Annotated in this window: 19 protein-coding genes and 2 pseudogenes; 13 read left to right on the forward strand and 8 right to left on the reverse strand. The window is 59.3% G+C overall.

The window, feature by feature from the left end; all coding sequences use genetic code 11:
* Window positions 1-284: 284 nt before the first annotated feature.
* A complete protein-coding gene (locus RLCC275e_RS26055) occupies window positions 285-5,822 on the reverse strand; it encodes an ATP-binding sensor histidine kinase (protein WP_033184566.1) in 5,538 nt (1,845 codons plus the stop codon).
* Between the two features lie 777 nt (window positions 5,823-6,599).
* Window positions 6,600-7,238 carry a response regulator transcription factor gene (locus RLCC275e_RS26060; protein WP_033184565.1) on the reverse strand — a complete coding sequence of 213 codons (639 nt, stop codon included), beginning with the start codon at window positions 7,236-7,238 and terminating at the stop codon, window positions 6,600-6,602.
* 577 nt (window positions 7,239-7,815) lie between these two features.
* Between RLCC275e_RS26060 and RLCC275e_RS26065 the strand changes: the two genes are divergently transcribed.
* The 11 genes from RLCC275e_RS26065 (at window position 7,816) to RLCC275e_RS26115 (ending at window position 16,501) form a co-directional block, all read left to right on the forward strand.
* A complete protein-coding gene (locus tag RLCC275e_RS26065; protein ID WP_033184564.1) occupies window positions 7,816-8,211 on the forward strand; it encodes a response regulator transcription factor in 396 nt (131 codons plus the stop codon).
* 484 nt (window positions 8,212-8,695) lie between these two features.
* Complete coding sequence (locus RLCC275e_RS26070) at window positions 8,696-9,214, forward strand: hypothetical protein (RefSeq protein WP_245494083.1); 519 nt, start codon at window positions 8,696-8,698, stop codon at window positions 9,212-9,214.
* A 329-nt stretch (window positions 9,215-9,543) separates the two neighbouring features.
* The gene (locus RLCC275e_RS26075; protein ID WP_033184562.1) at window positions 9,544-9,840 is read left to right on the forward strand and encodes a type II toxin-antitoxin system TacA family antitoxin; all 297 of its coding nucleotides are present in this window, start codon (window positions 9,544-9,546) and stop codon (window positions 9,838-9,840) included.
* Window positions 9,837-10,334 (forward strand): GNAT family N-acetyltransferase, encoded by a 498-nt coding sequence (locus tag RLCC275e_RS26080; protein WP_033184561.1) that lies wholly within the window; start codon window positions 9,837-9,839, stop codon window positions 10,332-10,334. Before RLCC275e_RS26075 ends, RLCC275e_RS26080 begins: the two co-directional genes overlap by 4 nt.
* A 433-nt stretch (window positions 10,335-10,767) precedes the next feature.
* Window positions 10,768-12,027: an MFS transporter gene (locus tag RLCC275e_RS26085; RefSeq protein ID WP_050516897.1), complete on the forward strand. Its 1,260-nt coding sequence runs from the start codon at window positions 10,768-10,770 to the stop codon at window positions 12,025-12,027.
* Between the two features lie 28 nt (window positions 12,028-12,055).
* Window positions 12,056-13,312: an arsenic transporter gene (locus tag RLCC275e_RS26090; RefSeq protein ID WP_033184560.1), complete on the forward strand. Its 1,257-nt coding sequence runs from the start codon at window positions 12,056-12,058 to the stop codon at window positions 13,310-13,312.
* 113 nt (window positions 13,313-13,425) lie between these two features.
* On the forward strand, window positions 13,426-13,542 hold the full coding sequence (locus RLCC275e_RS26095; RefSeq protein WP_245483571.1) for a CGNR zinc finger domain-containing protein: 117 nt from the start codon (window positions 13,426-13,428) through the stop codon (window positions 13,540-13,542).
* Window positions 13,543-13,920: 378 nt separating this feature from the next.
* Window positions 13,921-14,112 (forward strand): CsbD family protein, encoded by a 192-nt coding sequence (locus tag RLCC275e_RS26100; RefSeq protein ID WP_033184625.1) that lies wholly within the window; start codon window positions 13,921-13,923, stop codon window positions 14,110-14,112.
* Window positions 14,113-14,181: 69 nt separating this feature from the next.
* A complete protein-coding gene (locus RLCC275e_RS26105; protein ID WP_033184559.1) occupies window positions 14,182-14,520 on the forward strand; it encodes a hypothetical protein in 339 nt (112 codons plus the stop codon).
* A gap of 233 nt (window positions 14,521-14,753) precedes the next feature.
* Window positions 14,754-15,158, forward strand: a complete 405-nt coding sequence (locus RLCC275e_RS26110; RefSeq protein WP_033184558.1) for a host attachment family protein — start codon at window positions 14,754-14,756, stop codon at window positions 15,156-15,158.
* Between the two features lie 77 nt (window positions 15,159-15,235).
* Complete coding sequence (locus tag RLCC275e_RS26115) at window positions 15,236-16,501, forward strand: cation:proton antiporter (RefSeq protein WP_033184557.1); 1,266 nt, start codon at window positions 15,236-15,238, stop codon at window positions 16,499-16,501.
* Between the two features lie 61 nt (window positions 16,502-16,562).
* Here the strand turns inward: RLCC275e_RS26115 and RLCC275e_RS26120 are convergent.
* The 4 genes and pseudogenes from RLCC275e_RS26120 to RLCC275e_RS26135 form a co-directional block, all read right to left on the reverse strand.
* A pseudogene (locus RLCC275e_RS26120) lies at window positions 16,563-16,955 on the reverse strand (hypothetical protein); the annotation flags it as partial.
* 275 nt (window positions 16,956-17,230) lie between these two features.
* Entirely contained in the window at window positions 17,231-18,094 is an 864-nt protein-coding gene (locus RLCC275e_RS26125) for a transglutaminase family protein (RefSeq protein WP_033184556.1), read from the reverse strand.
* A 131-nt stretch (window positions 18,095-18,225) separates the two neighbouring features.
* Entirely contained in the window at window positions 18,226-19,293 is a 1,068-nt protein-coding gene (locus RLCC275e_RS26130) for an AI-2E family transporter (protein WP_033184555.1), read from the reverse strand.
* A 102-nt stretch (window positions 19,294-19,395) separates the two neighbouring features.
* Window positions 19,396-19,713, reverse strand: a complete 318-nt coding sequence (locus RLCC275e_RS26135) for a response regulator (RefSeq protein ID WP_050516902.1) — start codon at window positions 19,711-19,713, stop codon at window positions 19,396-19,398.
* Window positions 19,714-20,243: 530 nt separating this feature from the next.
* Here RLCC275e_RS26135 and RLCC275e_RS26140 point away from each other — a divergent pair.
* Window positions 20,244-20,630 (forward strand): response regulator, encoded by a 387-nt coding sequence (locus RLCC275e_RS26140; protein WP_033184554.1) that lies wholly within the window; start codon window positions 20,244-20,246, stop codon window positions 20,628-20,630.
* A 40-nt stretch (window positions 20,631-20,670) separates the two neighbouring features.
* On the opposite strand, the gene RLCC275e_RS26145 is transcribed toward RLCC275e_RS26140, so the two are convergent.
* Both RLCC275e_RS26145 and RLCC275e_RS26150 read right to left on the reverse strand, forming a co-directional pair.
* Window positions 20,671-25,533, reverse strand: a complete 4,863-nt coding sequence (locus tag RLCC275e_RS26145) for a response regulator (RefSeq protein ID WP_245483537.1) — start codon at window positions 25,531-25,533, stop codon at window positions 20,671-20,673.
* Between the two features lie 675 nt (window positions 25,534-26,208).
* Window positions 26,209-26,451: a hypothetical protein gene (locus RLCC275e_RS26150; protein ID WP_033184553.1), complete on the reverse strand. Its 243-nt coding sequence runs from the start codon at window positions 26,449-26,451 to the stop codon at window positions 26,209-26,211.
* Window positions 26,452-26,553: 102 nt separating this feature from the next.
* Here RLCC275e_RS26150 and RLCC275e_RS34800 point away from each other — a divergent pair.
* Window positions 26,554-26,764: pseudogene (locus tag RLCC275e_RS34800) on the forward strand (ATP dependent DNA ligase); the annotation flags it as partial.
* Between the last annotated feature and the right edge of the window lie 184 nt (window positions 26,765-26,948).

A 26,948-nucleotide genomic window follows, 5' to 3' on the forward strand; every position in this document is an offset into this window, starting at 1 on the left:
TGTGGAGGACCTCGAGAATCGTTGCCCTTCAGAGAGTTCCGCGACCATGCATTAAGTCCAAGCGCTCCGCGTCTTGGAAGGGGTTTTTGGGTCCGTACGCGAGGATCATCGACCTTGGGGCCCAGACCGTTTTGCTGGTGCGGACATGCCGAAGACCGCGTCGTGAAGGTGAATTCAACTTCGGCAGCACCTCAGTCGTCTCGCGATGGAGAGGAGAGGCCCGCCGACGGCCTTCACACCTCGCGCAGAGCACTGGCTGCGTGAGCTTCATCCAGTTGTTGGCCCTATTTTCCAAACATCGCGATTTGGTCGGCATGGGTTGCGCCAGGCGTTTCGTCTCGTTCTAGAGGCAGGGTGAACAGAAACGCCGCCCCACGAGGGCCATTAGCGGTGGCCCACATCCGGCCCCCATGAGCCTCGATGATCGAACGGGAGATCGCCAGGCCCATACCCATGCCGCTGGATTTGGTGGTGTAGAAGGCCTCGAAAATGCAGTCCATACTTTGCGGGTCAAGGCCCGGACCCGAGTCGCGCACCCCGACGACCACGCCTCCCGAGGCTTCTGTCCCCGTGCTGATCAGCAACTCGCGCTCTTCCTCATTAAGGCCGTTCATCGCCTCGATGGCGTTCATGATCAGGTTTAGGATCACCTGTTGCAGCTGGACGCGATCTCCTTCCACGGATGGGAGGCTCGTCGCGAATTGGGTCCGCAGCGTGACGCCTTGCCGGAGCACTTCATTGCCGGTCAAGGCAATCACGTGACGAATGGCCTCGTTGAGGTCGAATTGCCCCTTGCGAGGGGGTTCCTTCTTGACCAAGGCACGAATCCGGCCAATGACATCGCCGGCTCGATTGGCGTTCTCGACAATCCGGTCGAGCGCCTGAGTGACCTCCTCCAGATTCGGCGGACGGGTAGCGAGCCAGCGCAAGGCCGCCTGGGCGTTGGTGAGAGACGCGGCGAGCGGCTGATTGACTTCATGGGCGATGGAGGCTGTGAGCTGCCCCATCGTGGCGACGCGGTTTACGTGGGCCAGTTGCACCAGCGCTTCGCGCAAGGCCTCCTCGCTCTCCCGTAACGCCTCTTCGGCCTGCCGGCGCTCCGTCAAATCGAGGACGAAGGAGACACCTTCGTTCCTGCTTTCTTCTAAAAGAGCACCGCCCATCAGCACGGGCAGACGGCTGCCGTCTTTCCGAAAGTACTCCTTTTCGAACGGTTGGACCGACCCGATCGTCTTCAACTCCGCGACGTTCCGAGCATCGCGGTCGCGCCATTCGGCCGGCGTCAGGTCCGTCCAGCATAGCCGACCCGAGGCAAGATCCTCTTGGTCGTATCCCACCATGCGGAGGAACGCGTCGTTGGCCTCAAGGATGCGACCTTCGATATCCCAGATGACGATCCCGATGATGTTGGCATTGACGAGGCGACTGATCTTGGCTTCGCGTTCATCGAGATCGCGGTACAGCCGGGTATTTTCCAGTGAGATCGCTGCCTGAGAGGCGAGCAGCTTCAGCACTACGATCCGGGTCGGCGCGAAGACCCGAGGGGCGAGGTTGTTCTCAAGATAGAGTACCCCGGCAAGTTGGCCCTGATTGAGCAACGGAACACAGAGAATGGAACGAGCACGGTGGTGACAAATGTAAGGGTCCGCGGAGAATGGATTCTGAACCATGGCGTCGTCGAGTACGACGCTTTCGTTTGTGCGCAAGACATAATGAAGGAGCGATTGCGGCAGGGTTGTCCCCGTCACGATCTCGTCACGCATCCGCACGACGACCGTTTCACCGCCCGTCGTGGCCTCCGCGGTGATCCGTGACTCACCGCCACGCGGCAGGATCAACAAGCCGCGCTCGGCACCTGCCTGCTCAACGGCTGTGCGCAAGACCGTGTCGATCAGCTTTTGAAGAACAATCTCGCCCGACACGGCTTGCGAGATTTTAATAACGGTCGCGAGATCGAGTTGCTCGACCGGTGCACCAATGGTGCTTGTTGGAGCGGCAGCACGTTCTTCCCCTCTCAGGTCGGGATAGAGTTGGTCGAGTTGCCGTACCTTGCCGTCGGCACCCCAGCGCAGATAGCAGCCACGCGCGTTGCGGAGATAAAGACGAGTGAAGTCCTCGAAGCCTCCTCGCGCATAAAAGCGGGCGGCGAGTTCATATGCGAGGGCTTCATGATGAACGAAGCCGTTTGCGCGCGCCGAGCGGATAGCTTGTTCGTAAAGGCGCGCCGCGTCTATTTCGCGGCCTTCAAGGCGTGCTATCTCGGCGCCGACCAGCCCGGCTCGGTTCTCGAAGTTCTCCGGGCAGTTCTTCGCGTAGATTTCAAGCTGTCGGTGGTGGGCGAGCAGAGCCTCCGTATGCCAGGCCCGCTGGTCAGCTGCGGCAGAGTCGCAGCATGCGGCGCGCGCCAAGGCGCCGTAGAAATGATGCTCCGGCGTTTCTTCGAAATGCGACACCGATGTCCATGGCAGCCTCTGCGCCCGCAATGACGCATCGACGGCCGCATCATATTCACCGGCAAAGAACCGCGCCTGCAGTTTTCTGACGAAGTAGCAGGTTTCCGCAAGATTAGGATTTTCGGAAAACCGGCGTTCGATCTCACCTTCGTCAAATCCGTCGTCGTCAAAGGAGCCAAATTTCCGTGTTAACCCGCGCAGTGTCCGGACGAGTCCGAGCTGCGCGCTGGCGAGGTCTTCAACGAACTGGAACCGCACCTCGCGCGCGAACGCGAGGCCAATCTCTGCTTGGCGTTGCACTTCGATAAGCGGATCGCCAGTTGCCAGCAGGTTCGAGTTCAAACTGACATGGCTGTATCCGGCGAACGTGAGGTCGCCGCTCTGGTTGGCGATGTCAAGCGCGCGCCGCAAGATGGCGCGGCCGGTTCGGACATGTCTCGTCCACGGTATGACGTGAGCCCCGAAGTCTTTGTAAGTCCTGGCCTGAAAACGCTTCAGGTCGTGCTTTTCGACGAGATGGCAGCCTAGCTGACCGAACCGAAATCCGGCCTCATAGTCGCCGAAGCGCGGCCCGGCAATATAGCCAAGCGACACATAATGGTAGCAGGAGCCGTCGCTGTTACCCCGCTCTAGGCTCAGGTTCACAGCTAGGCAGATTGCCATGCAGGCCAGATTCGCATCCGTATGCCATACCGCCCCCACGAGCCGCGTGAGAATATCCAGCGTCGCGGAGGATGCTGGGTCGCTCATCAACGGCAGATCAATGAGCTCCTCGATGGCGTGGCTCCCGAGCCCCGACCAAATCCGGTCATATTCTCGCTGCACCTCCTCGTCGGCCGGATGCGGCGACCAGTCAATGGCGAGATGCTGCCTGAGGTAGTCGAGACCGACCGCGGCGGATCGATTGGTCTGACCGAGCGCCGCATAGAGATCGATGCGCAGGCCGGCGACAGCAGCCTGGTCGTCGGAGCAGAGAGCACGATTGGAAAGCTGAGCCAGCCGCTCCTCCGCGTCCGGGAGCGCGCCCAGGTGGAACTCGCATTCGGCTCGGTTCAGCTCAAGCGCGAAGGTCAGATGGGGCCGGCGCTCCCAGGCGTCTTTGGGCAGCAGCTTCCTGCCGGCGACAAAATAGTTGAGCGCCGAGGCGTATGCCGTCGACGCCTCGGCGCGCTTGCCAGCCAGCAGATTGAACTCGGCCAGTTGCTCGCGCTCCTCGGTTGACGTGATCAGTGCGGCTCCCCGATTGAGCTGGCTGACAATCTCGAAAACATAATCGTCAATCAGCCCCGGCGCGGTGTTCGCCGCAAGCAGTCTCCCTATGCGGAGGTGCAACTCACCGCGTCGCTCCTCCGGGATCAGCGAATAGGCGGCCTCCTGAACGCGATCGTGGACGAACCGGTAGGCATCCGGCAGCCGCTCGAGCAACTCATGAGCGACGGCGGGCCATAAGGCCCCGGCGACTTGCTCCTCCGGGATCCCGAGGACGAGTGAAAGCATCGTGGTATCAGCGATGTTTCCAAGACAGGCGAACTGCTGCAACGCCTCCCGCGTTTCGAGTGGCTGGCGCGCGAGCTTGCCGACCATGAGGTGCACAACGTTGTCGGTGTATCCCTTGGCGTGAATGCGCTCGAGATCCCAGGACCAGCATGCCGCGTCATGATTGAAGGTGAGCATTCCCTCTTCGGCGAGCGAAAATAGAAACTGACGGACGAAGAACGGATTGCCGCCAGTCTTGTCGTGCATCATTTGCACGAGCGGGTCTGCACGGTCGGGCTGACAGTAGAGCGCATCCGCGATCAAGTGCTGGAGATAGCCTTTGGTAAGCGGCGCAAGCGTGATCTCCGCGACCTTGCCGCCGGCGCTTTTGATCGCGTGAAGTTTCCGCATCAGCGGATGGGCGGCGGTTACTTCGTTGTCGCGATAGGCACCAACCAACATCAGGTGTTGCAGATCCGGCCGGGTCAAGAGATCTTCCAGCAGATCGAGCGTCGCTGTGTCAAGCCACTGCAGGTCATCCAGGAACAGTGCCAGCGGATGCTCCGGCTGGGCGAAGACAGCAATGAACCGCCGGAATACGAGCTCAAATCGCCGTTGTGCCTCCGATGGCGGAAGGTCCGCCACCGGAGGCTGGTCGCCGATGATGAGCTTCAGTTCGGGGACGAGATCGACCATCAGCCGTCCGTTCGGTCCCAGAGTCTCTATCAGCGTCTCGCGCCAGGGTGCCAGATCGGCGTCGCTCTTCGCGAGAAGTAACCGGATAAGGCTTTGGAACGCCTGTGCCAGGGTCGCATACGGAATGTCGCGTTTGTACTGATCGAACTTGCCGGACGCGAACAGGCCGCGCGGCGGCACCAGAACTTTGTGGAGTTCATTGACCACCGCTGACTTGCCGATGCCGGAATAGCCAGAAACCAACACCAACTCCGGCGCCCCGCTCGACACCACGCGTTCGAAGGCAGTGAGCAAGGTCTCGACCTCGTCGTCCCGCCCGTAGAGCTTCTCGGGAATCAGCAGGCGGTCCGGGATATCGCGTTCGCCGAGCGCGAATGCGTCAATCCGGCACTGCATTTCCCATTGGCTGAGACAACGGCTCAGATCGTGCTCGACGCCGCCTGCCGTCTGGTATCGTTCTTCGGCCGTCTTAGCGAGCAGCTTCATGACGATGGCCGAGACCGCCGGTGAAACATTCACCACCCTCTCGTTGGGCGGTGTCGGCTGCCGTGCGACGTGGCAATGCACCCATTCCATCGGATCGGAGGCGGAAAAGGGCAGGCTCCCGGTAAGCATTTCGTAGAGCGTCACGCCGAGCGCATAAAGGTCGCTGCGGGAATCGATCGAGCGGTTCATGCGCCCGGTCTGTTCGGGTGCCATGTAGGCAAGCGTTCCGGCGACCACTTCGGGCGGCTCGAGGGCCTGCCGCTCGCGGGAGAGGCGCGAGGCGATCCCGAAGCCGGTTAGCCGCACCTCAACGCCCGTGCCCGTTACCAGGATATTGGCGGGTTTGATGTCCTTGTGGACGAGACCGCGCTGGTGGACCTTGCCGAGCGCAGCGGCGATGCCGATCGCGAGGCGCAAGAAAAGCTCCGTTTCCATTGCCGTTCCGAGCCTCCGGGCGAGCGGCTCGCTGCCCGGGTCTTCGAGCACCAGCATGGTCCGACCGCCTTCGCGCACCAACTCAAGCGGTCGCACCGCCCATGCACCATCAAGTTCGTCCTTCAATCCATATTCATGGTCGAGGCGGCCGAAGCTTGAAGGTGTCGGGTACTCGAGGGCCGAAAGGACGACCAGCACCGGGTTCCACTGGCCGTCGGTGCCCCGGCGCCATTCCCGGTGGAACACGCGATCACCGTCCTCCCAAAGAACCTCCAAACTCCCATCTCCACCAACGCCGAAGAAAAAACATGTGCCTGCTTGCCGACTTCGTCATCTCGAGTGTCGCATCTGGCACCTTCACTTTCGTTCGGAGATCCTTCAGTCAAATTAGCCAGGGTGAGCATATATGACAAACCGCGACCACTCCCCCACCTTCTTACCACATCTCGCCTGGTCGTCCCAACAACGAGCGGCCATCGCCGGCCCGTTCGATACGTGGTCCACCTATACGAAGGACCGCCCAGCGGCTGCTGGGCGGTCGGGCGGGTCGGGGACCCGCAGAGCTCCGGATGGAGGGAGCGCCGAAGCTTGGTGGTAGCAACGGGGGGATTCGCCACCTATCTCCCGAGGCAACGAATAGACTCTAGCGATAGACGGGACGATGGGAAATTATACCGTGGTTTCGTCTTTGCGATACTTTCGAATACCCATCGGCGAACTTCTGCCCGGCGAGTCATGTCGGCGAAGTCATCCTAGGCCCCGATAATGACGGGGGCGATGGTCTAAGCTACTCCACCGCGCGCATGGTCGCGCCGTCAGTTGCGAACCGTTGCCGGTGTTGGAGTCGAAAGTGTCTTGCCGGGACCGAGGCCAAAAAGAAAGCCTCCCGCGGGGTGGGAGGCCAAGGCGGGCCGATCGGTGGCGATCCGGCCTCTGGGAGGAGGGGGGAAAGGAACGCGCACCATACGGCAGGGCTCCCGCCGGGGCTATTGGCCACCAGGAAGGATCGATTACCAATGCGGAGGGGGTGACCTATACCAGCGGCCAAGACCTTTATAACTGCGTTTGCGGCTTTCCCGGAGCGAGCATCAGCTTATCGGCCATACGCGCGAGTTCGGGCAGGGATCTGGTGCCCATCTTCTGCATGACCTGGCTGCGGTGAACCTTCACGGTAATCTCGCTCACGCCTAGATCGCCGGCAATTTGCTTGTTGGGCCTTCCGGTTACCACCAATGCCATCACCTCGCGCTCCCGCGGCGTCAGGCTATCGAAACGCGCTCGCACCGTCGCCAATGCCTTTTCATTTTCAAGCCAGGCGCGGTCGCGCGCCAGGCCGACGTGAACGGCGTCGAGCAGATCCTGGTCTCGGAACGGTTTCGTCAGGAACTCGACCGCGCCCCCTTTCATCGCCTTGACAGACATGGGAATGTCGCCGTGCCCGGTGATGAAGACGATCGGCAGCTGAATATTTTCCCGCGACAGCTCGAGCTGAAAATCAAGGCCGCTTTGTCCCGGAAGCCGGACATCGAGCACGAGACAGGTGGGTCCGTTGGGTCGCCCAGACCTGAGGAAGTCGCCCACCGAAGCGAGGAGATTGACGGCAAAGCCGACGGAACGCAGCAGACTGCCAAGCGCCTCGCGGATTTCCGGGTCATCATCGATGACAATGATGGTCGCTGGCGCCTCGGTCAATCGTCAGAGCCCTCAAGGTGAATCGACGTCTTGAGATATATACTATCCACCCCCACTGCAGCAGCAGCGGGCGAAGCCCAACCAGCAGAGCGCCAGTCATGCGATGAGAACACTCCTCCTCTCTCCTTCGCTAGTGCCGAAACGGATTTCGTCGCACAACAGAATGCGCGATAATTACCTCGGCCACAAGGCTAGATGCGGGCGGTCCCCAAAAGCGCCTGCGCGTCCTGGAGTCTGCCGTGGCGCGCCGATGCGCCACATGGCTGCGTCCACCGTCAAAAGGGGACGCGTGCTGCAAGTATCGGGCGGCGCGAGGCAGGCAAACCTTAAGGACCTGCGACGCTGTGCCGAATGATCGAGCATACATCGCGACGATCGAAAGAATTCCTTCGCCGGAGTATCGCAATCGGGACACGGGCACTTTTTGGGCGGATGCCCCGCTCGTTGCCGCAAGTCTTCTCTATACGATCGTATAGCTTGCGCCGCCTTTGTCGCCGTTCAATACTAAATCCATGCTGTCGAGCGCGCCACGACGCTAATTCGGGATGATGCTGATCGGCGAAATTGGGAGGCGGCAGTGCCAACCAAGAGACCTCTGATTGCGATCGTCGACGACGACGAGTCGATGCGGGAGGCTATCAAGGGGCTCATGAGGTCGATGGGATTTGATGCCGAGACCTTTTCATCCGCGGATGACTTCTTGAGATTCCCTCATATCCGCCGCACGGCCTGCCTCGTGACGGACGTCAATATGCCGGGAATGAGCGGGCTCGATCTGCACCGCCGGCTGGTCGCGCTGGGCAAGAGCATTCCGACTGTTCTGGTCACCGCCTTTCCGGAAAAGAATGTGCGCGCGTCTGCATTGGGCCCAGACATCGTCGGCTGCCTGACAAAACCGTTTGGCCAACAGATTTTGCTTGATTGCATCCGTTCTGCGCTGGCTCTCAATAGCGAAGGCGAGAGCGGTTCGTGAGGTCGCAAAAGCCACGGAATCTCACATCAAACGGCTTCGACCAACGCCCGACCTCTGCGCTTCGATCCGCCGCGGCAGGTCAAGGAACTTGAGCGAGGGGCGCCGCCACTGGCAGGCGCGGGAACGCCGGTGATCGGAGCGCATGCAATCTAGAGCCACCCACCTGCTGGCGGGAATGCTGGCGGCCGAGAAGATCGCTGCGGTGATTTTATCAGGCAGCATCTGGAAGATAGTCTTGTGCGACCTGCAACCGGCCGAAGGCGACGTTTTCAGTCGGGGACGGCCTCATTGAAGCCTTGACCGAAGAAGGCCGGATGAGGCCTATTTGATCCCAGCACCGCTGCTTAATGCGGCTTACCCAATGGCGGAGTTCCACTTGTAAGTTAGGAAATCCTATCCACTCAAGCCGCGCCTCCATGTTTACGAAGTCGTCAACAAGGATCCAGCAAGCCACTTTTAATAGGGCCAACACAGAAAGAAACCCGTGGCACTCAAATTGAAAGCCGGAATCATGTTGATTGTGGCAATTGCCGCAGCCTGTCAGGCGCGCGCCGAAGATAGTCTCCTGGTCCATGCTTTGACCTGCGAACTGCCCTCTGGGGAGGTGAAGAACTTGCCGGCAGACCTTGAGGCTTCCGTGCCCGGCTTTGCTGCGCCAAAGAAAGAATTCGCCTTGCCTTCCATGGATCTCTACAGCCTGGAAAAGCCAATTTCGGCTCTTGGCTATACGAGCTCAGAGGTCTTGATACAGCCGGGGCGCATATTACTTGCGATTTCTGGCACCAACTTGGACGCTGTGATCAAATCGCAAGAATTGACGGTAGCCGATATGGATATCTTACCTGCGCTGAAACAGGTCGGCCTAAATACAGCGATCGTTGCGTTTCGGAGCGGCCAGGAAGACTTAGCATCGAAGGTACTATTAGGCTGCGAATATCAGATGCCTGAGGCTGCCTGGCCCATCGGCGGATCGGTCGATGATGTCATGAAGTTGGCCCAATAACCTATCGAGCCTGAGGATGCTGCGCTCATTGCCGCTACCGTGATTTGATCTAAAGCTGGCGCAAAAAACGCGCCTCAGAAGCGGCTGGTTGCCCTCCTGCTGGATTGCTCGCGTGGCTGAAGTTAGCCAATCTTGTTTGCGGGTCACTGATCACTCCGTTGACCCGAGAGTTCCATAAATCATTTTATCTCACGGAGTCGAAATAGTGGGTCCGGCGTTCTGATCGTTTCAAGAGCCGAGAATGAACGCGTAAAGACATCATCTTTACGAACCTGCCTTGTAAAGATGATGTCTTTACGCTATATGGTCCTTCTAGACAGGAGCTTCCCATGCCGACCTCGCACACAGGCAAGAGCCCGGACGCAAGCGTGGCGCTGAATATGCGCATCAAGCCTGCGACGCGCAACTTGATTGACCGCGCCGCTGAGATGCTAGGCAAGACACGTACAGATTTCATGCTGGAGGCTTCCGAGCGCCGTGCCGAGGAAGTACTGCTTGACCGGACGATCTTCACTGTCAGCGCCGAAGTCTACGCAGAGTATCTTGCCCGGCTCGATGCGCCAACACAGCCCAATGATCGTCTTAAACGCACCATGTCGACCAAAGCGCCGTGGGATGAGGCGTGACCGTAAGCGTACCCGCGCCGCTTGCTGATCATCACGAGCTAGCTGAATTCCATTCTGGTGTCCCTGAGCTTGATAATTGGCTGCGTCTCCGCGCCCGCGCCAATCAGGCCAGCGGCGCATCGCGTACCTTCGTCGTGTGTGAGGCCAACCGCGTCATCGCCTACTACGCGCTCGCTTCCGGCGCGGTAAAGCAATCGGAAGCACCGGGACGTTTCCGGCGGAACATGCCTGATCCGATACCAGTCGCCGTGCTTGGACGTCTTGCCATTGATCAATCCTATCAGGGACGTGGTTTCGGCAAGGCGTTAGTGCGCGACGCAGGTCTGCGCTTGATCAATGCCGCCGAGATACTTGGGATTCGCGGCGTTTTAGTCCATGCGATCTCGGATGGCGCACGAGCCTTTTACGAAGCGGTTGGCTTCCTGCCTTCCCCGTCCGACCCGATGATGCTGCTGGTCGGGTTGCATGACCTCAACAATGCGCTGACCTCCTGACCAAGCTGATCGCTAAATCGCTGAAACCAAATCATGAACTTCGGCGCAAGAAATGAGGTGCCGAGAGTTCCGATCCGTTCAAAGGGTCCAAGCACCTAGCTCCCAGGCCGCGTAGGCTGCCAGATCGTATAGCGGAAAAGGCATTGATGGTTCGGTGCTAGGCCGTGTTATTGCCGCCTCAATCGAAGGCGTCGGGTAGAGGCGGTGATCGCGAATGCGTTCAGATGCTTCCTACGCTTGTTATGTGGTCGAGATACACAGGCCGCACCGAGGGCGCTGTGGTCTACCGGCGGACGGTCCGCATCGCGCGCGCCCCTCCAATGACGTCTGGCCGCAATGGCCAAGTCGTCGGCGCTCGGAACTTTAGCGGCGATGCTCCGTTACCGGCGGCTAGCAGCAGATGATTGATCACTCAGCGCATGGGGACGCCAACATGCAATCTGTTCCCCACACCCGCCTGACTGGCCGGTCCCTGGTGTCCCTTGCTTTCCTAAACTTTTTCCTCGCGGATGCCCGCGACGGCCTGGGACCTTTCCTCGACGGCTTTCTGGCCACTCATGGCTGGTCGCCGATGACACTCGGCTTCATTGCCACGCTCGGCGGCATTCTGGGAATGGTCGCCACCCCGCTCTTCGGTGCCTGGGTGGACTCATCGCGCCGTAAACGCATGCTGATCATCGTCCCCGTCGTGCTTGTCAACGCCGCAGCTCTCTGGACGCTTGCGAGCCCCGGCAATGCGTCGGTCTTCGGCGGGCAGTCGGCGACGGCGATTGTCGGTGCGGTTGTCGGACCGGCATTGATGGGAATGACGCTTGGCCTTGTGGGCGAGCGCCATTTCTCGCGCCAGGTGTCACGGAACGAATTCTGGAACCACACGGGCAATGTCGTCTCTCTGGCCGGCGTTTATTTCGCGACGCTTGCGTTTGGCCTGAACGGCGTTATCGGCCTGATGATCGTTACGGCGGTCGCCACGGTGATGGCGGTGATCGCAATCGATCCTGGCAAGATCGATCACGACGTTGCGCGTGGCCTTGCCCATGACGACGGCGCCCCTGGTCCGTCAGGCTACGCACTTTTGGCCGGCAGCAAGGGGCTGATCCTGCTCGCTGTGACACTGATGATCTTTCATTTCGGCAATGCCCCGATCAGCCGGCTCATCGCGCAGGATTTTTCGATCCAGCTTGGCACACCGTTTCGGACAACGGCCATTACGACGGGGGTTTCCCAGATTTCGATGATTGCCATGGCGCTGGCAGCACCGTTCCTCATTCGCCGCTTCGGTCTTGCTTCAATCTTTCTTATCGCACTGCTGGCCCTGCCGATCCGTGGCGCGATAGCGGGTTCTTTCAGCAGTTTTGCCGTCATCTTTCCGGTGCAGATTCTGGATGGTGTCGGGGCAGGGCTGATCGGCATTGCCACACCCATCGCGGCGGAACGAATACTGGCGGGCACCGGGCGGTTCAATGTCGGGCTCGGGGCTGTCATGACGGTGCAGGGGATCGGCGCCTCGCTCAGCAACATCGTCGCCGGCTGGCTGACCAATATCGGCGGTTACGAGCTTGCCTACTGGGTCCACGGCGGCGTCGCGCTGCTCGCGGTCCTGGCCTTTTGCGCTGGAAAAAAGAGCATTGCGCCAGCCGCGAAGAACGATATTGGTGTGGCCGTCGATCCCGCGGTTATCACACCCAGATGAGATCAACCGCCCAGCTTGAAGAGCCAGTATGAACGCATTGACGATGACTTGGGGAATAGCCGGGCTGACAGCGCTCGGTGTGATCACGCGGCCCTTTGCGTTTCCGGAAGCGATTTGGGCGGTCATTGGGGCGGTGTTGCTGGTTGCTCTCGGGCTGATCGGCATTGCCGATGCCTGGGCCGGCGTCGCCAAGGGGCTCGACGTCTACCTCTTTCTTATCGGCATGATGCTTCTTTCCGAACTGGCTCGCGGCGAGGGGCTCTTCGATTGGTTGGCATCCGTTGCGACCGCCCATGCTAAGGGATCACCGAAACGGCTGTTCATGCTCATCTATGGTGTCGGCACCGTCGTTACCGTCTTCCTTTCGAATGATGCAACGGCCGTGGTACTGACGCCTGCGGTCTATGCCGCGTGTCAGGCGGCCAGGGTGAAGGATCCGATGCCGTATCTTCTGATCTGCGCTTTCATCGCCAATGCCGCGAGCTTCGTGCTGCCGATCTCCAATCCGGCCAATCTGGTAATCTTCGGCGGCGGTACGATGCCGCCGCTATCGCGCTGGCTTACCACCTTCGCACTACCTTCCATCGCCTCCATCGTAGTCACGTTCCTGGCGCTGTTCTGGACGCAGCGTGCTGTCATCAATGCCGAGGACGTAGCAATCGACGTTCAAAAGGTGCCGCTGTCGCCGAGCGCAAAGCTTGCGGGAGCAGGACTTTGTGTTACCGCAGTGGTGTTGCTCGGTGCATCCGCACTTGGTTTCGATCTCGGTCTGCCGACGTTCGTCGCTGGTTGCCTGACATCCGCGGCAATCCTGTTGCTGACACGCAAAAGCCCTGCCGACACACTCAGGGGAGTTTCCTGGAGCGTGCTGCCGCTGGTCGCCGGGCTGTTTGTTGTTGTCGAGGCATTGAACCGGACGGGGCTGATCGACGGTCTGGCGCGGTATCTTTCGGATGGCGCCGCGGCCTCTCCGTCGCAGATGGCCGCTATCGCCGGCGGTGTCGTCGCCCTGGTTTCCAATCTGGTCAACAATCTGCCGGCCGGACTCGTTGCAGGTAGCGCCATCCACGCAGCCGATGTTTCCGACAAGATCGCTGGCGCCGTGCTTATCGGTATCGACCTTGGACCCAATCTCTCGGTCACCGGATCGCTGGCGACAATATTGTGGTTGACGGCCCTTCGCCGCGAGGGCCTGCAGATCGGGGCATTGACCTTCCTAAAGCTTGGCGTGGTGGTGATGGTTCCAGCGCTTGCGTTGTCTCTAACAGTTCTCGCAATCCAGTGATGCTCTGCTAAGCGGGCCAAGCGATCGGCTGCGGCCGAGGGCAAAAGCCGGCGGCCATCAGCGTGGGCGGACGGAGAGAATAGTTCAGCTCGTTAGGCCTAGGGCAGCGTTCGCTGGGCGGCTGGCTTTTCCTAGACGAGTTCCGTGGCGGTCACCGGCGGTGGTGGTCGGACAACACCTGCGGATCGCATGCCAGGGTACGCAAATTCCGGGCTGTGCAGGCAGATTAAAGCGGCAATCAGCCGCTGCCGGTTGGGCAAAATATTTTCACCCCCTGAGAGAGCCTGAGTTTACACTCGAGCGGCTCCGGAATCTCCCACATGGTTCTTGGAACTACAGTCCTAATCTCGACGGTTACGACGATCCGGTTCATCTGGCGGCAAAGCTCCTAGGCCTCCGAGCAGCAAATGTTTGCTTTGACCCTGATTCTTCCTGAGCGATGCCGGTACCCGTTGCGGGTGGTGCGACGAGCGCGACGGGCTGGCTGCGATGCCTCCGGTCGAGGAACTTTAAAACCTCCTGCGGGTTGAGGCGCTGTAATGGGGGAAGTGGAATGTACTAGTGCGCGTGGTCGAAGACGAGGCATGGATCGAACGAAGGAGATGATGATGGGAAGCACTGCAGACAAGATTAAGGGAACGACGAACGAAGTCGCCGGCAAGACCCGGCAGGCCGTAGGCAAAGCCGTTGATAATCATGAGGAACAGGCAAAGGGTGCCCTACAGGAAGCCAAGGGCAAGGCCCAGGTTGCCAAGGGCGACGTCAAGGATGCCGTGAAAAAGGTCGTCGATAAGGCATAGCCACATTCGAGCACTCAAGTTCACTTAAGCCCGCGTTGGTCGCGGGCTTTTTTCACGAAAGAAACGACCATGAAATGTATAGCACTCGCCGTTGCGGCCGTCCTTGTCGCTCTTCTTACAGAAAACGCATCTGCCCAGGCTGCTGAGGATCCGGCAGTCAACGCCTGCAAGAACACAGGCCTTCTCGCCCTTCGGGAGCGTTCGCCGGAGATCACCGATCTTGTCATGGACATGGAAAGCCTCGCCATCAGCAAGTCTGATACTAAAGTCGAGGATGTGGCCGTGAAGACCGTCATTCTTGGAGAGGCCTACATCGCTCGGAAGGAAAAGACCGGAAAGCCGGACAGGTTCGTATGCTTGCTCGGCGACAAGGGCAAGGTCCTGCTGACGTTCTTCACCGCTCAGTAGCCCGTCAGCGAGCCCACTCAATATCGCGGGAAGCTAGAACGATCGGGAAGGGTGAGCGTCCTCGTTTGCGGCAAATGGTGCGGGCAATGTGGCGACGTGCTTGACCGGGAGAACCAATTCACGTCGAAAAGCCACAATCGCCGTCTCTAGTACTTCTTCGCGGAAAACGCGACGTTCTCGTCGTTCGCGAAATTCCTCGTGAAGCGGCTCGAGCTAATTTCATGGGAAATCCAATGATACTTCCGCAAGGGACAGTCGTCGCCGTGACCGACGGTGAGAAACTAGACCTCTATCGCAACACCGGGACTGGCGCCGAACTCAGTCTAACCGCGCTGCCTGACATTTCCATAGACGACGAAGCCAAAGGCTCGGGCGGTCGCCACGGAAGCACCTCGGCGAACCCGGATGAAAGCCAGATGTCGGAAGACGGATTTTCCGCTGGTGTCGCTCAATACCTCAACAAGCAGGTGTTGGAGGGCGGGATTGTCAATCTCGTGGTCATTTCTGCACCGCGTTCACTGGGCGAGCTGCGAAAGCATTATCACAAGTTCCTTTCCGCCAAACTGCTTCTGGAAATCCCCAAGGATCTAACGGGCCACTCTGCCCAGGATGTCGAGAAAGCCGTGCAGTCCGCTTGAAACCGTGTGTCGTCGGCACATTCGCGATACGGTACCGGAACTCAGAAAGAATTGAATCATCGGCAAAGGCAGAGTGAATGGATTTGTATATCGTCACTCTGACCATCCTCGGTGTTGTCGTCCTTCTCACGGCCTGGTTGCCGCTGATGATGAGAAGGCTCCCATTGTCGCTTCCAATCGCGTGTCTGGCCATTGGCGCGCTGCTTGCGTGGTCGCCGTTCCCACTTCTCCCGCGCTTCAATCCACTGGAAAACCGTGAATTTACTGAGCGGATGACCGAGATTGTCGTCATCGTCGCTTTGATGGGTGCGGGGTTGAAACTCGACCGTCCGATCGGATGGAAACGGTGGATGACGACATGGCGGCTTCTCGGCATAGCCATGCCGCTGACGATCGGCGCTTTGGCATTCCTCGGGTCATGGATACTCGGTCTCGGAGTGGCGTCTGCTGTTTTGCTCGGGGCTTGCCTTGCCCCGACCGATCCGGTGCTCGCCAGTGACGTGCAGGTCGGGCCACCACAAACGGGTGAGGAGGACGAGGTCCGCTTTGCTTTGACATCCGAAGCCGGTCTGAACGACGGCCTGAGTTTCCCGTTCGTCCATCTTGCCATCGCCCTGGCGCTTGCCGCGAAAGAGGGGACGCTGCTTTTGCAGCATTGGGCATTTCTGGATGTGTTCTGGAGACTGGCCGCGGGCGGCGTCGTGGGATGGGCGCTGGGAAAGGCCTTCGGCTTTTTGTCGTTTAGGATGAGAGGAAGCAGCCTCGCGAAGACGCAGGATGGCTTCGTTGCACTGGGGATGACCTTCACCACGTATGGGCTGACGCAACTGGTTGGTGGCTACGGCTTTGTCGCCGTCTTCCTTGCGGCCGTCGCATTCAGGGCGAGTGAACGGCACCATGATTTTCATGAGCAACTGCATGACTTCGCCGAGCAAATAGAACGATTGCTGATGATGGTTCTACTGGTCTGCCTCGGTTCGATCGCGGCAAGCGGTCAACTGCTCGAGGGAATTGATTGGCGGGTCGCGGTCGTCGCCTTCTTGGCGATCGTATTTGTCCGTCCGATCATTGGCTGGCTGAGTCTGATCGGCTCCGGACATCCGCCGGGCGAAAGCCTGATCATCGCTGTGTTTGGCATCAGGGGTCTGGGATCGATCTACTACCTGGCATACGCAACGGGCCAAGCCGAGTTCGAGCGTGTCGAGACCGTCTGGACAACGGTCCTCCTTATCGTTCTCACTTCAATCGTTGTCCACGGTATCGCAGTCACCCCGGCGATGAGATGGATCGACGGCCGAAGGTCCCGCGCCCGCCGAAAGCAAACGGCGCACGCTGTCCATTAAACGACCAGCGAAGAGCGGGAACCGCAGAGCGGTGAACGCTCCAGAACCGGGCACGCCAAGGTCAGTTCCGACGCAGGTCAATTCGGCTCGTGACTACCGATTTGCCAGTTGTGGGATCGGTATCGATGGTCGTCAGCCTCATCCCCGACGCTCGGATTTTTTCGATCGTCATCTGGGCGCGTCGATCGCCGTTTACGTTTCTTGCCCAGTTTATACCGAGGTTGATGGCGTCACCCTCGCGCTTGCCCCCAAGGCGGGCAGTGCCAGTGCCGGCGCCGACATAGGAACCAGTATAGGAATCATCTGGCGCCGTAAGATCGGCGCTAATGACCCGGGAAAAAACGACGAGGCTGGTGCAGCGCCCATCAAGTGCAAGCGAACTTGCAGTCGTGTCCGACTTGAAGCTGCAGGTGACATTGATCGTTGGCGCATTAATGCGCACCTTTACTGTCCCCTAAAATAAGCAGCATTTGGTAAGGGATCGTAGCCGCCGGCCTGATGGTCCTCGCTTGCATCGACAGCAGGCAACTTCATCGGAAGGCCACGTTGTTGAGCTGTTTCTCCGATAGAAATGAACCGATCCACCGGCGAACCGCTGGCGGCCACTATCTATCCGCCTTACCTTGAGGTCGACGCTGCCGTTCCGATGATGATTGACGATAATCTCGTTAAGGCCGTGATCCGTGCGAATGGCTAGACGACTAAAATGCTCGTGGGCCTGCTGCGAGCTCAAGCAGACACCTCGACCTCCACGTCCATTGATCTGAATGCGTCGGAGCCACCGACGAAGCTGCCGGCGACGGGAACGGACTGCGCGATATCACGGGTGACGGCGACAGGGATGAGATTGGCCCCGCCCATGCTGCGATTTGTCGGATCAAATGTGATCCACCCTGCGCCTGGGACGAACACCTCGACCCAGGCATGGGTCGAGCCCTGATCCTGCGAACCGAGCAATATCTGATCGGGATTGAACAGGTATCCCGACACGATACGCGCTCCAAAGCCCAGACAACGGACAGTTTCGGCAAACAGCACCGCGAAGTCACGGCATGATCCCCAACCACCGTTGAGCGTTTCGGTTGGCGTCTGTGTGCCTTCCGCCTCACGGCTTCGATAGGAGATCGATGAAGACACCCCAGCGCTTATGTCCTTGAGAAGCGACAGCGTGTCTGTCGAATTGCTTGCGACAAATCCTTGTGCCCACCGCTGAAGTTGCTCGGATGGGTCGGCATACTGCCGAGCCGTCAGCGCACCGAGATCCGTCCATTCCTCGTCCGAATAGCGGAATGGAAAGGTGAGGGCGGAGCCTGCAATAGCAAAGACCGGCCATGCTGCGGCGGTAAGGTCAACCAGGGCGACGCTATCAACGGACAGGACATCGGTCATTTCGCCGAAAACCGCGGTGGCAACGGCGTTGCCGAATACATCGATCGCCCAACCGACCTGGGCCCGTGGTGTTATCGAGACCTCGTGCGACAGCAGCCGGAGATCGGGGCTCTCGCGCGGCCTCAACATCAGCCGGTGAGGCCTGAGATTGACCGCATAATGGTAGTGATAAATCGTGCGGTGATGGATACGAATTTGTGCCATTATTGTTTCCGGTTCTCTGGGCGTCGGCGTGGGAACGAGCCACCGCATCTATCAGACAGGCTCGCAAGCTCGTCCATCACCTAGCTTCGTCACTCCCGTCCGTTTTAAAGTGCCGGGAAGCCGGTGAATTCTTATTCAATTCTTTTAGATTTTGCCCTTTCAGCGCTTTGCTGTTCGGCAAAAATTGACCATGCGGCGATAAACAAGGCGGCGATCAAGGGGCCGATGACGAAGCCGTTGATGCCGAACAGGGAGATGCCGCCGACTGTCGAGATCAGCACGACGTAGTCGGGCAGCCGCGTTCCCTTACCGACCAATGGTGGACGCAGCAGATTGTCGATCAGCCCTATGACGAATACGCCGATGAGGACCAGGATCGCTGCTTTCAGCCAGGCACCCGTGAGGACAAGCCAGATGGCTGCGGGAATCCATACGAGCGCGGCTCCAATTGCAGGCAGCATCGACAGGAACGTCATCGTCACACCCCATAGGAGGGCGGCCTCGACCCCCAGAGCCCAGAATGCCACGCCGCCGATCGTGCCCTGGGTGATCGCGATGATGATGTTTCCCTTGACGGTGGCGCGCACGACAGCGGAAAACTTGTCGAGAAACTGCCGCGTATAGTCGTCGCTCAACGGGATTGCATGTCGGATCTTGCCGCTGAGGCCAGCGCCATCCCTGAACAGGAAGAAAAGCAGATACAGCATGATGCCGAAGCTGATGAAGAACTGCAGCGTGTTTTGACCAAGGCTCAGCAGGCTGCCGCCGACGGATCGGCTTGCCTGCACGACGCCTGAGGAGATATTCCCGAGCAGTTCCGAAAACCCGCCGAGCTTCAGTGAGGTCAGCCAGTTGTCGATGAAAGCGGGCAAGGCATTCTGGATCCGGACCAGATATCCATTGAGATCGATTTCGTTGCTGCTGATCCGTTGGTACAGGCTCGTTCCTTCCTGGATAAGAGAACCGAGAATGATCATTGCCGGAATGATAACGAGGCATATGCACATCAACACCGTAAGCAGGGCGGCAATGCTGCGTCGGCCCCCTAACAAACGCTCCAGTCGCTTGTGAACGGGAAAGAAAATGATCGCGAGGATCACGGCCCAGAAGACAGCGGTGTAATAGGGGACAAGCAGCCAGATGAACGCGATCGTCACAACCGCCAGAAGGACGTAAAAGCTCGTACGCTGAATCGACATGTCTGCCTTGTTCACGGTCGGTCTCTCTCCCTACCAGCCATACAACAGAATTTTGCACAAGACAGCTTCGGCGGCTGACGCGGCGCCTTGTGCGGCGGGAATCTAATCGCCCGAAAGCATGCCTGCCATTGCGTCTGCAATGGCATGATCGCTGTAGGGCTTTGGGAAGAACCGGCTTCCCTCAGGAAGGCTGCTCTCTTCGAGGATTGCCTTGCCGGAAGCAACGATCAGCTTCACCGGCGGCCATCGATCGCGGATATAGTGGGACAGCTTGATGCCGTCCATCGTTCCCGGCATCTGTACGTCGGTGAACACCAGGTCGATGTCGACTCTGGACTCCAGGATACGAATAGCCTCGTCGGCGTTGCTCGCTTCAAACGCCTCGTAGCCGGCAGATCGTACCAGGTCGACGGCACCCATTCGAATGATCTCGCTGTCTTCGACCACCAGGGCGACCGCCTTGCCAATATCTGGCCGCGCGCCGGGGTGTAGGCGACCAGGCACCGGGTTGTGCTTGAGGGGCGCCGGTTCCCACATCCCTCGGAAGGTTTTCGGCATGCGAGCGATCCCAACAACAGGAGGAAAGCCAGGGCTCGCGTCGGAACGTCGAGAACTCCAGCATCGGCTTGATGTCGGAGTTCCACATAATGCTGCACGCTTTCGCATCCCGGCGAGCTGGTCGTTGCATTTTCTCCAGCGAGATATTTCCAGCTGTGATTGCCCAGCCTCACCCTCGTTCCACGAGTTGAGAGCTGGCTTAGCCTCAGATGCTGCTGCACGAAAATCTCGATTGCGCCCCTACGAAATTTTGGAAACCACCCTATGAGCAGCCTCCAACCGGCAGCCATTGATTCAGATTTTATTAAAGATGTAAGCGGATTCTAAAACGAGGGGGCAACACTCCCGCGTCGAGCCGCGTTAGGCGATCACATAAAGTGGGGATCGAGCTTATGGCCGTTATTCTCGTCGTCGAAGACGAGCCGTTAATCCGCTTTCTCTTGTCGGATGAACTCGTGGATGCAGGTCATACCGTCATCGAAGCCGCCAACGCTTTGGAAGCCGTCGCAGTGCTGGGGAGATGCGATCATTTGGACGGTATGATTACCGATGTCGACATGCCGGGCGGATTGAGTGGACTTGACCTGATGAGGCTTGTGAGATCCACGCGACCCGAGACGAGCGTATGGGTCGCATCGGGCCGCGATGTCCGCTCGCAGATCGACCCCGGCGTTTTCTTCTTGCTCAAGCCATACGACTACCGGGAACTGGTCTATCTTGTTTCCGAACGCGCTCACGTAAAGCACGTGCTCGCGACCGACCAGCAGCGATCCGGCTGAAAGTCTTCGAGAGAGCTCTTCCCGCCGCGCTAGGTACCGACTACTTCCTTCGAAACTGTGCCAGAGCCGTCGCCAGGCCGGCTTGCTCGTAGGGTTTACCGAGAAGTACAGCGTCAGAGATCAACTGGTGGCCATCGATCTGCGGAATGCCGATCATCCCCGATGAGAACACAATCGCTAGCTCTGGTTGTCGGCGCCGACAAGCTACAGCGAGATCGGCGCCGGACATACCGGGCAGTCCATGGTCCGTCATCAGCACATCGACGTCTTCCTGTTCAAGGACCGAAAGAGCCTCTTCCGCGCTCGTAGCCTCGAAGACCATATGGCCCAAAGTTTCCAGCATATCGGTCGTGCTCATCAGGATGAGCGGTTCGTCCTCGACCAGCAGGATGCGTAGTGGGGAAGTGAGCGAAGCCGTCGCAACGGTTTCGGCGGACGCTGTTGGCGGCGGTGGGGACGGAGCCGGTTGGGCCGACTGGCGGTTGCCGAGCACGTACCGCACCTTTCGCGCCAAGGCTTCGCGCGTATAAGGCTTGCTCAGGAGCTCGATCCCCTCGTCCAGACGTCCGCCATGGACGATGGCGTTGTCGGTGTAGCCGGAGGTGAAGAGGACGGCGATGTGCGGCAAGCGCTCCTTGGCTTTCCGGGCCAGTTCCGGGCTGCGCAATGGCCCGGGCATGACGACGTCCGTGAACAAAAGATCGATCGGGACACCGCTGTCGATGACCGCAAGCCCGGTTTGGGCATCGGTCGCGCGCAGGACCTTGTAGCCGAGGTCAGTAAGTAATTCGACGACAGTTGCGCGAACCTCTTCGTCGTCCTCGACGACAAGCACGGTTTCGGTCCCGCCAACGACCGGCCCAGTGTCCATATCGACCGCAAGATCCTCCTGCTGGCGCGACCGAGGCAGGTAGATGCGAATGGTCGTCCCCTCTCCAGGTTCGCTGTAGATCTTGATGTGTCCTTCGGACTGTTTCACCAAACCCCAGACCATGCTGAGGCCAAGGCCCGTTCCCTTGCCAGCTGCCTTTGTCGTGAAGAACGGTTCGAATGCCTGCTCTATGATCTCCGGCGTCATACCCGAACCGGTGTCAGTCACCGCCAACATTACATATTGCCCAGCCGCCACGTCCGCGTGTCTTGCGGCATAGGCGTCATCGAGCGACGCATTACCTGCTTCGATGGTCAGCTTGCCGTGCCCCTCCATGGCATCGCGCGCATTGATGGCAAGGTTGAGGAGCGCGTTCTCGACCTGGCTGGGGTCGACAAGTGTATTCCACAAACCGCCGGAAACAACAGTCTCGATCTCGATCCCTTCTCCAATTGCGCGTCGAAGCATGTCGTCGAAGCTGCGGATCAACCGGCCGAGGTTGACCACTTTCGGCTCCAGTGCCTGTCGTCGCCCAAAGGCTAGAAGCTGGGATGCAAGTTTCGACCCACGCGTGACGCCGGCAAGCGCATTTTGCAGCCGCTGCTGTGCCTTCTCATGTACGACCATATCTTTGGACAACAGCTGGAGGTTCCCGCCGATCACCTGTAGCAAGTTATTGAAGTCGTGGGCCACCCCGCCCGTCAACTTTCCGACAGCTTCCAGCTTTTGCGATTGGCGAAGCTGCTCCTCGGCTTGTCGCAGGGTTTCGGCCTGCTCTTTCGCGGCGGTCACGTCTCGAGCAACGGCATAGATGAGGTCGCCATCCGGCACTGCAGTCCAGGATAGCCATTTGTAGGTCCCATCGGCGCATCGGAGACGGTTTTCGAAGTTGGGCGTGATTCCGCCGCTCGCGAGATGGTTGATCTCGCTCCTGGTTTTCGCCTGGTCTTCGGGATGTTCGAGCCACTCGGATGTTTTGCCGGTAATTTCGTCAGTCTGCCAACCGAGCGTTGACGTCCAGGCGGGATTGATGCTGAGCCATACGCCATGGCGATCTGCAACACCAAGAAGGTCACGGCTCAGGTTCCAGGTACGATCGCGCTCCTGCGTCCTCTCCGCCACCGTGGCTTCGAGATTCTCGTTGAGATGGGAGAGCCGTGCTTCACTCTTTCGCAGAGCTTCCTCGGTTCTGACCCGCTCGGCGATCTCTTTCTGAGCCGCCTTGTAAAGACGGGCATTGTCGATGGCGATCGTCGCCTGTGCCGCTATGCCCGACAGCAGCCGCTCGGCGCGCTCCGTGAAAATCCCCGGCTCGGAGTGTCCGAAGAACAACCCACCGAGTACTTCACCCGATCGGGAGATCACCGGAGCAGCGAGATAACTGCAGACCGGCAGATGTCCCTTGGGCATCCCGTGATGTGGTGCGTTCTTGCCGTATCGTGGATCCTTGGTGATATCATCGGATCGGACAATGCCCTCTCCAGCGAAGGTCGGCCCGAATACTGCGGTGTTGCGAGGCATCGGGAAGGAGGAAAACGCTTCACGCGGCACGCCCGAGAGCGTGTAGAGCATGTAGCTTTCACCTTTGTCATCAAGGACGTTGTAGAAAAACGAGCCAAACTGCGCACCGGTCAGTTCGGTTGCCGCATCGGTGACAGCCTGGACGGCCTGATCGAGATCGAGCTCGGCTGCAATGACGCTGCCAACGCGGTTGAGCGTTTCCAATGAGCGGGCTTCTTCGCGCAGGCGCTCGCCCATCTCGCGCCTGACCTTCATCATTGCGAGTGCCGCTGCCACTCGGGCAGCCAGTTCTCGGGCGGAGAACGGCTTGACGAGGTAGTCATCGGCGCCGGCACTCAGACCCTCGACTCTGGCTTCCTCGCCGGCGCGCGCAGACAGAACGATGATCGGAATGTCTGCAAGCTCGGGCTCGCGGCGAATGGCCTGGATCAAACCGAATCCATCGAGCCGCGGCATCATAACGTCGGAAAGCACAAGGTCCGGCCGCCGGGCGCGGATGGCCTCTAGGGCGGCCTGGCCGTCGTTGACTGTTTCGACCTCATAGTCTGCACTCAGGAGACGGCGAACGTAATCGCGCATGTCGGCGTTGTCGTCGGCGAGGAGGATTCGCTGGTGCAAGCCCAAGCCGGTCGTCGTTGTCGCATCTTCCGACGCTTCGTCGTTTTCAGGCTGGTCGGGAAGCCACTTGAGCGCCTCATCGACAAAAGCGCCAGCCTGAACTGCCGTGGAGGCAAACGCCCGGCCCGCCTGCAATCTATCCTGAGGCAGATGCTGCGACCCCTTAGGGATCGTGACGGTAAACGCTGTGCCGCGGCCTTCTTCACTGGTGACATCGATGGTCCCGCCGTGCAGTTTGACCAGCTCCTGAACCAGGGCCAGACCAATTCCACTGCCTTCGAAGCTCCGGCCCTTGGCACCCTCGACGCGGTGGAACCTCTCGAAGAGCCGGGGAAGCTCGCTTGCCGGAATACCGGTGCCGCTGTCCTCTACGACGAGCAGGGCCGCTTTGTCATCGTAAGTCAAGCCAACGCGAATCTTGCCCTCGAACGTAAATTTAAAGGCATTGGAGAGGAGGTTGAGAACGATCTTCTCCCACATGTCGCGATCGACGAACACGCGCTCCGGCGAAGGCGCGCATTCGAGGACGAGCTTGAGACCCGCCTTTTCCGTGAGCGATCGAAAGTTGCTGGCGAGTTCAGCCGTCATCGTACTGAGATCAGTCGGCTCGAAGCTTGCCTTCGTGCGCCCCGCCTCGATTCGTGAGAAGTCGAGGAGCGAGTTGACTAGCTTCAGCAGCCGCATGCCGTTGCGGTGTACGACCTCCAGTCGGGCCTGCGTTTCTGGATCCTCGCCTACGTCCGCCAGCGCCTCCTCAAGCGGCCCGAGCATCAATGTAAGGGGTGTGCGGAATTCATGGCTGACATTCGAAAAGAACGTCGTCTTCGCCCGGTCTAATTCCGCCAACGCCTCCGACCGACGACGCTCTTCCTCATAGGCCTGGGCGTTGGCAATCGAACCGGCGATCTGGCCTGCGACCAATTGCAAAAAGCTACGGTACGCGTCGTCGAATAGACGATACGGGTTAAGGCCAATGATTAGGGCGCCGGCTCTTCCCGTTTCACCTGTCGGCATGACCGGAATGACTGCGGCGTCTGTTGGTGGAACGCGCCACTTGCCAGCTGGAATATCTGGACCAGCCTTCCCGGAGAGGTCGGCCACGAACACCGGATATTGACACCGCAGGGCCTGCTCGATCGGCCATACTGAGCCCTCTGTGAGATCAATCGTCGTCGGAAAATTCGATTGCCCGACATCAATGCCAGAGGTCGCGACGAGTTCGGCGACGTCTCCGTCAGGGCCGGTCATATAGAGCAAGGCAAATGGCAAGTCGAAGGCATTCACCCTGAGTGCGGCGGCTCCGCGTTCGCACGCGTCCCACCAAGTCCGCGCGTCCGACGATGTCGTTGCCAGTTCCCGGAGAAGAGCAAGCTGCCGCTCGCCGATGACGCGCTGCGTGTCTTCCGTGTTGGCACAAATGATACCGCCAGGCGTGCCGTCGTCGTCAGGGATCGGCGTGTAGGAAAACGTGTAATATGTCTCCTCAGGATAGCCGTTGCGCTCCATGATAAGCAGCTGCTCTTCGACGTAAGTGCCTTCGTGGCCGGTCATCGCAGTCGCAAGCATCGGTCCGATATCGGCCCAGATTTCACGCCAGACGTCGGCGGTGGGTTTTCCAAGCGCCCAAGGGTGCTTCCCACCGATGATGGACTTGTAAGAGTCGTTATAGAGGTAGACCAACGCATCGCCCCAGCCGATCCAAATCGGCTGGCGAGACAGAAGCATGATCCGAACTGCAGTCTTCAGGCTCTGTGGCCATTGGTGTGCTGGACCAAGCGGGCTTGCTGTCCAGTCGTGGGATCGCATGAGTGCTCCCATTTCGCCTCCGCCGGACAGAAAGTCCAGCTCAGGCTGAAGTGGGGGCGAAGTCACCGCGCTGGAATTGTCGCTCAACTAAGGCTCCTTTGAACTCGCCAGCGGTTATCGGCAACCGACAGCGCATATTTATCTATCCGGCCCGCTCCCTTATGGAAGATGCCACGCTGAAATTACTCGCGTTTTTTTCTTATTCCCGGTCGGCACTGCTATCCGCCAATTGCCTACGATAAAACAGCGGGCACGGCGGGCGCTGAGAGGGAGGGTGTCGCCGCAGGGCACCTTGGATCCTCCGCAATCGAAACCACGAGCATCCTAGTGTCGGCAAGACTACGATGACAGTGCGATCGCACTGCGGGTCGACTTCTGTACCGGGGATCAGGAAAACGGGAAACATTGTCGTTTTCGGGCGGCGCCGTAGAGGAGGTCGCGATCACTATCTGGGCCGCACGTCGCATCGAAGGAAGACGACTGACGGGTTGAAGCAGCGGATCGATATGGGCCAGCCGCGCAAATTTGCCGTGCCAAGGCGGCGAGCAAATCCAAACATCCAAGGGATGAAGAGGCTGATGGGAATGAGGTCAACTCCTTGATCGGACGGCCGCAAGGCGAGCGCCCCCGATCCGACAAAAACAACAGGTCAAAGAGTTGCTGCACGGCGAGAAAGAAAAGGCCGGATTGCGCTGGCGTCGGAACATTCGATAGCTGCCAGCGCCTCTCGTTGCGTCCGGGAGAGCCCCTACCGTGTCGATCTCAAACATTAGTTCGTTGCTGCCACTCCTTGTAGGGTGCCAACAACTGGCCAGGAAAGCGGTCCTCGATGGCAGTCTCAACCAGTGCGATCTTGACGAACACATCGCTTGTCCCGCGCGCCTCGACTGCGATGTTATCGCTCTCCCCTTCAAGATCCTGCATGAGCATGAACAACTCCTCGTCCGTCATCGATGCAAGATGGTCGGCGAATTCCCCTGCGTTGAAATCCCGTCTTTCGGCCATCGCGTTCCGCTCCTCGTGTGCAAACAGTGCTCCGGCGATAACGGGCTGGACGACATCCAGTTCATTACAGTCTCACGATCGTTGGATACGGCAGTTGGCCCGGCGCGAGGGGGCATCGGCAGCCTGCTGCTTGCGGCTCGTCGCGGCGATGACTGAGACTACGTCGGCGCCGTTGACACGGGCAAGCAGAAGGTCGCTGCCCATCTGAAGCAGACGCTCGAGACGTGAAAAACAGGACACCGGTGGTCCCACTCGAGCCAGGAACTATGTCTTCACGGACCCAACGCTGATCGCCGAGATCGAATTCAGGGGCTAGACCGATCACATACCTCCTACGGCGTAACACGATATGCAGAACACCGTGGCCTTTGAGCTTGATGAGGCTGGAGGCCGGGTGAAGAGCCCGCGTAAAATTTTTTCTGCTGCCGCTCTTGATTCCGAAATTCTCAAAAACCAAATCGGTTGTCGCCAGCCGCCAAAGAAGGGCTGGCCTTGCT

It is taken from the genome of Rhizobium brockwellii (assembly GCF_000769405.2).
In the GTDB taxonomy this organism is placed as follows: Bacteria; Pseudomonadota; Alphaproteobacteria; order Rhizobiales; family Rhizobiaceae; genus Rhizobium; species Rhizobium brockwellii.

Excerpts from the sequence above, each read along its gene's own strand:
- RLCC275e_RS26100 (WP_033184625.1), top strand. The coding sequence starts at position 13,921 with ATGGGAAGCACTGCAGACAAGATTAAGGGAACGACGAACGAAGTCGCC.
- RLCC275e_RS26140 (WP_033184554.1), top strand. The coding sequence starts at position 20,244 with ATGGCCGTTATTCTCGTCGTCGAAGACGAGCCGTTAATCCGCTTTCTC.
- RLCC275e_RS26085 (WP_050516897.1), top strand. The coding sequence starts at position 10,768 with ATGCAATCTGTTCCCCACACCCGCCTGACTGGCCGGTCCCTGGTGTCC.
- RLCC275e_RS26135 (WP_050516902.1), bottom strand. The coding sequence starts at position 19,713 with ATGGGTGCCGTCGACCTGGTACGATCTGCCGGCTACGAGGCGTTTGAA.
- RLCC275e_RS26125 (WP_033184556.1), bottom strand. The coding sequence starts at position 18,094 with ATGGCACAAATTCGTATCCATCACCGCACGATTTATCACTACCATTAT.
- RLCC275e_RS26105 (WP_033184559.1), top strand. The coding sequence starts at position 14,182 with ATGAAATGTATAGCACTCGCCGTTGCGGCCGTCCTTGTCGCTCTTCTT.
- RLCC275e_RS26075 (WP_033184562.1), top strand. The coding sequence starts at position 9,544 with ATGCCGACCTCGCACACAGGCAAGAGCCCGGACGCAAGCGTGGCGCTG.
- RLCC275e_RS26090 (WP_033184560.1), top strand. The coding sequence starts at position 12,056 with ATGAACGCATTGACGATGACTTGGGGAATAGCCGGGCTGACAGCGCTC.
- RLCC275e_RS26150 (WP_033184553.1), bottom strand. The coding sequence starts at position 26,451 with ATGGCCGAAAGACGGGATTTCAACGCAGGGGAATTCGCCGACCATCTT.
- RLCC275e_RS26115 (WP_033184557.1), top strand. The coding sequence starts at position 15,236 with ATGGATTTGTATATCGTCACTCTGACCATCCTCGGTGTTGTCGTCCTT.
- RLCC275e_RS26130 (WP_033184555.1), bottom strand. The coding sequence starts at position 19,293 with ATGTCGATTCAGCGTACGAGCTTTTACGTCCTTCTGGCGGTTGTGACG.
- RLCC275e_RS26110 (WP_033184558.1), top strand. The coding sequence starts at position 14,754 with ATGATACTTCCGCAAGGGACAGTCGTCGCCGTGACCGACGGTGAGAAA.